This window comes from Pseudomonas sp. M1 (genome assembly GCF_022760135.1).
In the GTDB taxonomy this organism is placed as follows: domain Bacteria; phylum Pseudomonadota; class Gammaproteobacteria; order Pseudomonadales; family Pseudomonadaceae; genus Pseudomonas; species Pseudomonas citronellolis.
In genome coordinates, this window is sequence record NZ_CP094343.1 from 264,971 (window position 1) to 274,811 (window position 9,841).

Consider the following 9,841-nt stretch of genomic DNA (forward strand, 5'->3'; position numbering starts at 1 on the left):
GTTTGCGCGGGAGTTAACAGTGCGCAGCCGACGGAGTGCTGCTGCTTTTGTCGAACTTATTTGATATCTAGCGTGGTTTCGTTGTTGATCTCTGCGTTTTCTGACAAATGTCAAGGGTACTTCCCGGGGCATGGCTTGAGATAGGCGCACTGAATCGTACGCGCGCCCCTTCGCCGGGGCGCCCAGAGTGAACGCCATGTCCATCCCTTCGTCCCGCCGCCTGCGGGCCGGCCCCTTCAGCGGGAGGCGCCTAGCATGACCCTTCTGCTGCCGCTGTTCATCGCCCTGTTGCTGGTGGCCTTGCCGCGCCTGTTGCCGCTGCCCGTCGTCAGCACCGCCAGCGTGCCGGCCGGCGCCGCCGCGGCCACCTGGCACGCCTGCGAACTGCCCGAGCCGCCGTCGTTGCCGAAGCCGCAGGCCAGCACGGCGCCGAACAACCTGCTCTACCTGCCGCTGGGCCTGCACCCGGCCGATCGCTGCCTGCACGGGCCGCTGGTGGTGGAGGGGCTGGTGCGCATCCGCCCGCCGCTGCAGTTCTGGCGCATCTGCGCGGGCGAGATCCGCTTCGGCGACTGTTCGCGCACGCCGACCGGAATCGTCGCTGCCGGCAGCGGCCGGCGCCAGGTCGAGGAAGGCGAGTACCGCGTGGCCGCCGGCGGCTGCCAGGAAGGCGACCTGCTGGTGCGCGGCGACCTGTATCTCGGCCGCTATTCCCGCGTGCTCGGCTCGGTGCGGGTCGAGGGTGGCGTGTGGATGGACGAAGGCGCGGAAGTGGCCGGCGCCATCCTGGCCCGGGGTTCGGTGCGCGTCGGCCGCCGCTCGCGCGTCGCCGGGCCGCTGAGCGCCGGGCGCAGCGTCAGCCTGGGGCGCGATTGCGTGGTCGGCGCGCAGGGCTCGCCGACCAGCATCAACGCCGAGCGGGTGCGGATCAACGAGGGCTGCAAGGTCTATGGCCAGGTGACGGCCGAGAAGGGCGCCCAGGTCAATGCCCGGGCCGGCGCCGAGGCCCCGCGCAAGCCGGTCTGAACCGCGCCGGCGGCCTCAGATGCCGCCGTCGGCGGGCTCGGCGTGGTCCTGCGGGCCTTCCTCGCGCGGCTTGCGCATGCGTGAGAGCTGCACGTTCAGGCGCGGCATGGCCAGTTCCAGCCCGGCCCTGTCCAGCTTCTGGCGCAGGCGCAGGTTGAAGGCGCGCTGCACTTCCCACTGGCGGATGGGCGCGGTCTTGAAGCGGAAGCGCAGGATCGCCTGGCCATTGTCGAAGCTCTCGACGCCCTGCATTTCCAGCGGCGACCAGATCGCCCGGTTGATCGTGCGGTCGTTGCGCAGCTCGCCGGCCACGTCTTTCACCAGCGCCAGGGCGTCGTCGATCGGCATGCTCGCCGGCACCGGCCAGCGGAACATGGCGTAGCCGAACTGCCGCGAGTAGTTCTTGATGCTCTTGATCTCGCTGAACGGGATGGTGTGCACCACGCCGTCCAGGTCGCGCAGGCGCACGGTACGGATGGTCAGGCCCTCGACCGTGCCGAGGTGGCCGCCGACGTCGACGTAGTCGTCGATCGACAGCGAGTCCTCGATGATGATGAACAGCCCGGTGATCAGGTCGGCCACCAGCGACTGCGCGCCGAAGCCGATGGCCAGGCCGATGACGCCGGCGCCGGCCAGCAGCGGCGTGACGTTCATGCCCATGTTGGCCAGCGCGACTATCAGCGCGATCACCGCGATGGTGATGAACAGCACGTTGCGGATCAGCGGCAGCATGGTCAGCGCGCGGGTGTTGGCGCGGTTCTTCCCGCCCAGGCCGAGGCTGTGCTGCACCGCGGTGTCGGTGAGGATCCAGATCAGCCAGGCCACCAGCAGGGTGCTGCCGAAGCTGATCAGCTTGAGGCTGATCTGCGAGCCGTCGCCCTCGGCGAAGCCGATCAGCGACATGCCCCAGACGCGCAGGCCCACTTCCAGGAACACCAGCAGGGTGGCCAGGTGCAGCAGGGTGTAGCCGAAGTTCTGCAGCTGCTCGATGTAGGGCGCGCTGCGCCGGCTGCTGCGTTGCGCCGAGCGCAGGTGGGCGCGGCGGATCAGGCCGTTGACGGTCATCGCCACCACCGCGATCAGCGCGCACAGCAGGGCCCGGCGCAGGGCGTAGCTGCTGTCGCCGGCGGTGACCACGGTGGCGAACAGCGAGATGCCCACCAGCAGCAGGACCGGCACGTACCACAGCGAGCCGACCAGCTCCACCAGCTCGTGCAGGCTGCGGCGCTTGAGGCGGCGCTCCAGCGGCTGGTTGCGGATCAGGTGGGCGATGGGCCGGCGGAACTGCAGGACGAACAGGGCGGTGAACAGCGCGGCGCAGATGTTCGCCAGCGAGCCCACGGTCAGCGCGGTGTTCTGCCCGAGGCTGTCGGTCACCCGCGGGTCGTGCATCACCTCGCCCAGGGCGGCCAGGCTGCCGATCAGCCACAGCGGGCGGAAGGCGCGGCGCCGCAGGATGTCCAGGGCGCGCGTGCGGTGCGGGCCGCCGAGCAGCGACAGGGAGATCACGCAGAGCGCGGAGAACAGCGTGCCGCACACCAGCACGTAGGCGATCACCATGGCCAGCAGCTTGCCCAGGGAGCTGGGCAGCACCACGGAGAGGTACACGGTGATCAGGAAGGCCACCAGCCAGGGCCCCAGCTTGCGCAGGGCGAACAGCAGCAGGTCGCGGGTCTTGGGGTGCTGCGGCAGCTCGTCGGCCAGGCCGAAGCGCTCGCGCATGCGCCGCGCCAGCCAGCGCAGGCCCAGGGCCAGGCAGGCCCAGAGGAGGAGCACCAGGGAGAAGTCGAGGATCATCCCCGGCCATTCCTGCCAGGACGGCGTGCGCTCCTGCAGCTCCACGCCGGCCTGCTGGAACAGGCCGCTCCAGCGCAGCGTCGGGCTGTTGGCGCCTTCGAAGCGCTTCTCCAGGCTGCCCAGGGTGTCGCCGAGCAGGCCGAGCACGCCGCTCTGGTCCTCCGCGCCTTTCTTGGTAGCGTCGCGCAGTTGCTTGAGCTTCTTCAGCAGGTCGCTGCGCTGCTGGTCGTTCTCCAGTGTCTTGATCACCTGGTCCAGCGACTGCTGCAACTGGGCGTCGCTGACCTTGGCATCGCCACCGGTCACGCCGGGGATGCTGGGCAGCGCGGCGGACGCCGGCCCGGCGAGGAGCAGGCCCAGGCTGAGGCAGCACAGCAGCAGGAAGCGGCGAAGAAGATCGGTCACGAATGGCACTCCGGAGCAGGCGAAACTCGGCACATCATACAGATGCGGGGGGCTGAGCCGAATTGGAGGGGAGATGCTCGCTTTGTAGGAGCAACTGCCTTGCGCCGAGGCACTCTTCGTAGGATGGGTTGAGCTTGCGATACCCATGCTGCCGTGGTGATGGGTATCGCTTCGCTCAACGCCATCCTACGAAAAGCCGTGCTTCCCTGGAACTGTAGGAGCGAGCTTGCTCGCGAAGGGGGCCAGGTGGGCTGGGTGTTTCGGTTTGACGCCGCTCCCTCTCCCCAGCCCTCTCCCTGAAGGGAGAGGGGGCTAGTCCGTGCCGAGAGGAGGAATGGTTTCAGTCGGACACCAACGGCGCTGCCGGCTGACTCAGGAATATCCAAGTACTCCAAACGGTCCCCTCTCCCTTCAGGGAGAGGGTTAGGGAGAGGGCGCTCTTGAGGATGCACACCGCCCCCAACGACAGGACACCGTTCGCGAGCAAGCTCGCTCCTACGAAAAGCAGCAACCCTGCGCACGCCCAATAAAACACACCCAATAAAAAAGGCCTCCCGAAGGAGGCCTTAATGTTGTCGCTACTTATAGGTATTCGTGGATCAGACGCTGTAGTACAGGTCGTATTCCAGCGGGTGCACGAAGGTGCGCACCTTGATTTCTTCCTCGGACTTCAGCTCGATGTAGGCATCGATGAACTCGTCGGTGAACACGCCGCCCTTGGTCAGGAACGCGCGGCCCTTGTCGAGTTCTTCCAGCGCCTCTTTCAGGCTGCCGCAAACCTGCGGGATTTCCTTCGCCTCTTCCGGCGGCAGGTCGTACAGGTTCTTGTCGGCGGCATCGCCGGGGTGGATCTTGTTCTGGATGCCGTCCAGGCCGGCCATCAGCAGCGCGGCGAAGCACAGGTAGGGGTTGGCCGCCGGGTCCGGGAAGCGCGCTTCGATGCGGCGGGCTTTCGGGCTGGTGACGTAGGGGATACGGATCGAGGCGGAACGGTTGCGGGCCGAGTAGGCCAGCATGACCGGGGCTTCGAAGCCCGGGACCAGACGCTTGTAGGAGTTGGTCGACGGGTTGGTGAAGCCGTTCAGGGCCTTGCCGTGCTTGATGATGCCGCCGATGAAGTACAGGGCGGTGTCGGACAGGCCGGCATAGCCTTCGCCAGCGAAGGTGTTCTTGCCATCCTTGGAGATGGACATGTGCACGTGCATGCCCGAGCCGTTGTCGCCGTACAGCGGCTTCGGCATGAAGGTCACGGTCTTGCCGTAGGCGTCGGCGACGTTGTGCACGCAGTACTTCAGTGTCTGGACTTCGTCGGCCTTGGCCACCAGGGTGTTGAACTTCACACCGATTTCGTTCTGGCCGGCGGTGGCGACTTCGTGGTGGTGAACTTCGACCACCAGGCCCATTTCTTCCAGGGCGTTGCACATGGCGGTACGGATTTCGTGGTCGTGGTCGACCGGCGGTACCGGGAAGTAGCCGCCCTTCACGCCCGGACGGTGGCCCTTGTTGCCCGACTCGATGTCGGCGTCGGTGTTCCAGGAAGCCTGCTCGGAGAAGATCTTGAACATCGAGCCGGAGATGTCGGACTTGAACTTCACTTCGTCGAAGATGAAGAACTCCGGCTCCGGGCCGACGAAGACGGTGTCGCCGATGCCGGTGGACTTCAGGTATTCCTCGGCGCGCTTGGCGATGTTGCGCGGGTCGCGCTCGTAGCCTTGCATGGTGCTCGGCTCGATGATGTCGCACACCAGGATCAGGGTCGGCTCTTCGGTGAACGGATCCAGCACGGCGGTGCTGTCGTCCGGCAGCAGGATCATGTCGGAGGCTTCGATGCCTTTCCAGCCGGCGATGGAGGAGCCGTCGAACATCTTGCCGGCTTCGAAGAAGTCATCGTCCAGCGCGTCGCGGGCCGGCATGGTGACGTGCTGCTGCTTGCCTTTGGTATCGGTGAAGCGCAGGTCTACCCACTTCACGTCATGGTCTTTGATCAGTTGGTGCGACTTGTACGACATGCTGTCCTCCAGGAGGGATTAGAGCTGGGAGCTTTCTGTGCCCCAGTATCGGGTGATGCCGGCCGGAATACTCCGCCAGGGCAACCTGCCTCACAAGAGAGCAAGTAGCGTGCCAGTGCCCGATTTTGGACAGGACCCCGCGCTACAGGGCTTTGCGCACGGTAGCTGGCGCGAATGACGGAATTGTTGCACTGATTTGGTGCTGCATGATGGTGCATGCGTCCATTTTGGTGCGCCAAAAAGAATCTGCGCTCGACTGCTCAAGTCTTGAGCAATTTCAGGTATAATTCCGCCCCTTTTTTTCGTCCCTTCGGGCTCGTGCCTTTTCTCGCATGAAACTCATCGTCAAGGTCTTCCAGGAAATCACCATCAAGAGCCGGCCGGTGCGCAAGCGCTTCATCCGCCAGCTCGCGAAGAACATCCGCACCGTGCTGCGCGACCTGGACCCGGCGCTGCTGGTCGAGGGCGAGTGGGACAATCTTGAAGTGGAAACCCGGGTGACCGACGCCAAGGCGCTGCGCGAGATGATCGAGCGCCTGACCTGCGTGCCGGGCATCGGCCACTTCCTGGAAGTGCACGAATACCCGCTGGGCGACTTCGACGACATCCTCGAGAAGTGCAAGCAGCACTTCGGCCACCTGCTGCCCGGCAAGGTCTTCTCCATGCGCTGCAAGCGCGCCGGCAAGCACGCCTTCACCTCCATGGACGTGGAACGCTACGTCGGCGGCGGCCTGCGCCAGCACTGCGGCGCGGCCGGGGTATCGCTGAAGAACCCGGAAGTGCAGGTGCGCGTGGAAATCCGCCACGACCGCCTGTACGTCATCCACGCCCAGCACGAGGGCCTGGGCGGCTACCCGCTGGGCGCCCTGGAGCAGGTGCTGGTGCTGATGTCCGGCGGCTTCGACTCCACCGTGGCGGCCTACCAGATGATGCGCCGCGGGCTGATCAGCCACTTCGTGTTCTTCAACCTCGGCGGCCGCGCCCACGAGCTGGGCGTGATGGAAGTGGCCCACTACCTGTGGGAGAAGTTCGGCCGCTCGCAGCGCGTGCTGTTCGTCAGCGTGCCCTTCGAGGAAGTGGTCGGCGAGATTCTCACCAAGGTCGACGACAGCTACATGGGCGTGACCTTGAAGCGCATGATGCTGCGCGCCGCCAGCCGCGTGGCCGAGCGCCTGGAGCTGCACGCGCTGGTCACCGGCGAGTCGATCTCCCAGGTGTCCAGCCAGACGCTGCCGAACCTCTCGGTGATCGACCGGGTGACCGACACCCTGGTGCTGCGCCCGCTGATCGTCAGCCACAAGCAGGACATCATCGACACCGCGACGAAGATCGGCACCGCCGAGTTCGCCAAGCACATGCCCGAATACTGCGGCGTGATCTCGGTGAACCCGACCACCCAGGCCAAGCCCTACCGCGTCGAGCACGAAGAGACCAAGTTCGACATGGCCGTGCTCGACCGCGCCCTGGAGCGCGCCACCCAGATGACCGTCGACCGCGTCATCGACGAGCTGGGCAAGGACCTGCCGGTGGAGATGGTCGACGAGGTGCTGCCCGGCCAGATCGTGGTCGACATCCGCCACCCCGACGCCCTGGAAGATGAACCCCTGGCGCTGGAAGGCATCGAAGTGCTGGCCATGCCGTTCTACGCGATCAACAGCAAGTTCAAGGAACTGGACCCCAACCGCCAGTACCTCCTGTACTGCGACAAAGGCGTGATGAGCCGCCTGCACGCCCACCACCTGGTCAACGAAGGGCACACCAATGTGCGGGTCTACAGGCCCGTTGGGCAGCTGCAAGCTGTAAGCGGCAAGCTGCAAGAGAAGAGCGGTCCCGCATGATCCTGTGCCGCATCAGTCGAAACGCAACCTGGCGCAGGCATCCTCCGGACGTCCGTACCTGAACGATATTTCCACCTGCTTGCCGCTTGTGGCTTGCAGCTTGAAGCTACTTTTTACCGAGACAGACACCGTGATCGAAAATCTCCGCAACATCGCCATCATCGCCCACGTCGACCATGGCAAGACCACCCTGGTGGACAAGCTGCTGAAGCTGTCCGGCACCCTCGACCGCAAAGAAGCGGAATCCGAGCGCGTGATGGACTCCAACGACCAGGAAAAGGAACGCGGCATCACCATCCTGGCGAAGAACACCGCGATCAAGTGGAACGGCTACAACATCAACATCGTCGACACCCCCGGCCACGCCGACTTCGGTGGCGAGGTGGAGCGCGTGATGAGCATGGTCGACTCCGTGCTGCTGGTGGTCGACGCCCAGGACGGCCCCATGCCGCAGACCCGCTTCGTGACCCAGAAGGCCTTCAAGGCCGGCCTGCGCCCGATCGTCGTGGTCAACAAGATCGACCGCCCCGGCGCGCGTCCGGATTGGGTCATCGACCAGATCTTCGACCTGTTCGACAACCTCGGCGCCACCGATGAGCAGCTCGACTTCCCGATCGTCTACGCCAGCGCCCTGAACGGCATCGCCGGCATGGACCACGAGAAGATGGACGACAACATGGACGCCCTGTTCCAGGCGATCATCGACCACGTCCCGGCCCCGGTGGTCGACGTCGACGGCCCGTTCCAGATGCAGATCTCGCAGCTGGACTACAACAGCTTCCTCGGCGTGATCGGCATCGGCCGCATCACCCGCGGCAAGGTCAAGTCCAACACCCCGGTGGTGGCGGTCAGCGACGACGGCAGCAAGCGCAACGGCCGCATCCTGAAGATCATGGGCCACTCCGGCCTGCAGCGCGTCGAAGTGCCGGAAGCCGAAGCCGGCGACATCGTCTGCGTCTCGGGCATGGAAGAACTGTTCATCTCCGACACCCTGTGCGACCCGCAGAACGTCGAGGCCCTGCCGCCGCTGACCGTCGACCAGCCGACCGTGAGCATGACCTTCCAGGTCAACGACTCGCCGTTCGCTGGCAAGGAAGGCAAGTTCGTCACCAGCCGCAACATCAAGGAGCGCCTGGAGAAGGAACTGCTGCACAACGTGGCCCTGCGCGTCGAGCAAGGCGACAGCCCGGAGAAGTTCAAGGTTTCCGGCCGTGGCGAGCTGCACCTGTCCGTGCTGATCGAAACCATGCGCCGTGAAGGCTTCGAGATGGCCGTGGGCCGTCCGGAAGTGGTGATCATCGAGAACGAGGCCGGCGAGAAGCAGGAGCCCTACGAGAACGTCACCATCGACATCGAAGAGCAGCACCAGGGCTCGGTGATGGAACAGATGGGCCTGCGCAAGGGCGATCTGAGCAACATGATCCCCGACGGCAAGGGCCGCGTGCGCCTGGAATACACCATCCCGGCGCGCGGTCTGATCGGCTTCCGCAACAACTTCCTGACCCTGACCTCGGGCACCGGCATCCTGACCTCGACCTTCAGCCACTACGGCCCGATCAAGGCCGGCGAAGTCAGCAACCGCCAGAACGGCGTACTGGTCTCCATGGCCACCGGCACCGCGCTGACCTACTCGCTGGAAACCCTGCAGAGCCGCGGCAAGCTGTTCCTCGGCCCGGGCGACGAGATCTACGAAGGCCAGCTGGCCGGCATCAACAGCCGCGACAACGACCTGGTGATCAACCCCACCAAGGGCAAGAAGCTCGACAACATGCGCGCGTCCGGCAAGGACGAAGTCATCGCCCTGGTTCCGCCGATCCGCTTCACCCTGGAGCAGGCGCTGGAATTCATCGCCGACGACGAACTGGTGGAAGTGACGCCGAAGTCCATCCGCCTGCGCAAGAAACTGCTGAACGAGAACGACCGCAAGCGCTACGAACGCGCCAAGGTCTGATCCCGGCCGCAGCATGAAGAAGGCCCCGCCGGAGCGATCCGGCGGGGCCTTTTTCATTTTTCCGTGGCGCCTGCCCGGCTTGCGATGCGCATCCTGAAATGCTCGTCCGGCTCGCTCACGCAGCGCCGGCAAGCCTTGCACTGAAACATCCGCTTGCCCTGGTGCCTGCCGTCGACGAAGCCCAAGCGGAAAAAGTGCTCGCGGTTGCCACAGCGTGGGCATTCCAGGGCAGGCAGTTCGGGCCGCATGCCCAGCTTGACCTTCGCCTCCCACTCGCCGCTGGGGTCGAGCCTCAGCAGCCACTGGCGGAACACCCTGACCCAGCGGGACAGCATCCTGTGCGACACCCCCAGCCGTTCGCTGGCATTGGCGATCGAGCGTTGTTGCGACAGCAGGGGCAGGAACGCCTCCAGCTTGTCGCAGCGTAGGAAGCTCTGCAGCGCCGTACCGGTACGCCGGTTGAAGCCCTTGCCGCAGTGCCGGCAATTGAAATAGGGAATGCCGTTCGGTGGCCTGCCCCGGTAGCGCAACACCACCTGGTGGCTGCCGCAGTGATGGCAGGGCGGCGGTGTTGGGTCCTTGGACAGGACTTCGTCGATGTGCCGTTGCAGGAAGGCGGTCAGTGCGGGGTCTTCGTGCCGGGGGATGTCCTGGCCACGGTCGAGAATGGGCAAGGCGTGGTCGAGTTGGCGGCGGGGCATGGGGCGGGCTTTGCGTGACATCGGAGCGCTATTTGAGCTGCGGCGCCGGGGCCTTGTGAATGTGCTCCGTGGGTGACTGGGCATAGTTCGGAAAAGGCCTACGCAAGGAGGCTG

The 9,841-nt window shown here is 65.4% G+C and carries 6 protein-coding genes; 3 read left to right on the forward strand and 3 right to left on the reverse strand.

Features of this window, described 5'->3' with window-relative positions:
- Positions 1–255 precede the first annotated feature (255 nt).
- On the forward strand, positions 256–1,026 hold the full coding sequence (locus PM1_RS01235) for a polymer-forming cytoskeletal protein (RefSeq protein WP_009613811.1): 771 nt from the start codon (positions 256–258) through the stop codon (positions 1,024–1,026).
- 15 nt (positions 1,027–1,041) lie between these two features.
- On the opposite strand, the gene PM1_RS01240 is transcribed toward PM1_RS01235, so the two are convergent.
- Both PM1_RS01240 and glnA read right to left on the reverse strand, forming a co-directional pair.
- The gene (locus PM1_RS01240; protein ID WP_043299942.1) at positions 1,042–3,237 is read right to left on the reverse strand and encodes a mechanosensitive ion channel domain-containing protein; all 2,196 of its coding nucleotides are present in this window, start codon (positions 3,235–3,237) and stop codon (positions 1,042–1,044) included.
- A gap of 590 nt (positions 3,238–3,827) precedes the next feature.
- On the reverse strand, positions 3,828–5,237 hold the full coding sequence (gene glnA, locus PM1_RS01245) for a glutamate--ammonia ligase (protein ID WP_009613809.1): 1,410 nt from the start codon (positions 5,235–5,237) through the stop codon (positions 3,828–3,830).
- 332 nt (positions 5,238–5,569) lie between these two features.
- Here glnA and thiI point away from each other — a divergent pair, with 332 nt between their 5' ends.
- Both thiI and typA read left to right on the forward strand, forming a co-directional pair.
- Positions 5,570–7,075 carry a tRNA uracil 4-sulfurtransferase ThiI gene (gene thiI / locus PM1_RS01250; protein ID WP_009613808.1) on the forward strand — a complete coding sequence of 502 codons (1,506 nt, stop codon included), beginning with the start codon at positions 5,570–5,572 and terminating at the stop codon, positions 7,073–7,075.
- A gap of 130 nt (positions 7,076–7,205) precedes the next feature.
- Positions 7,206–9,026 (forward strand): translational GTPase TypA, encoded by a 1,821-nt coding sequence (typA, locus tag PM1_RS01255; RefSeq protein ID WP_009613807.1) that lies wholly within the window; start codon positions 7,206–7,208, stop codon positions 9,024–9,026.
- A gap of 53 nt (positions 9,027–9,079) precedes the next feature.
- On the opposite strand, the gene PM1_RS01260 is transcribed toward typA, so the two are convergent.
- On the reverse strand, positions 9,080–9,727 hold the full coding sequence (locus tag PM1_RS01260; protein ID WP_009613806.1) for a DUF746 domain-containing protein: 648 nt from the start codon (positions 9,725–9,727) through the stop codon (positions 9,080–9,082).
- Positions 9,728–9,841 lie beyond the last annotated feature (114 nt).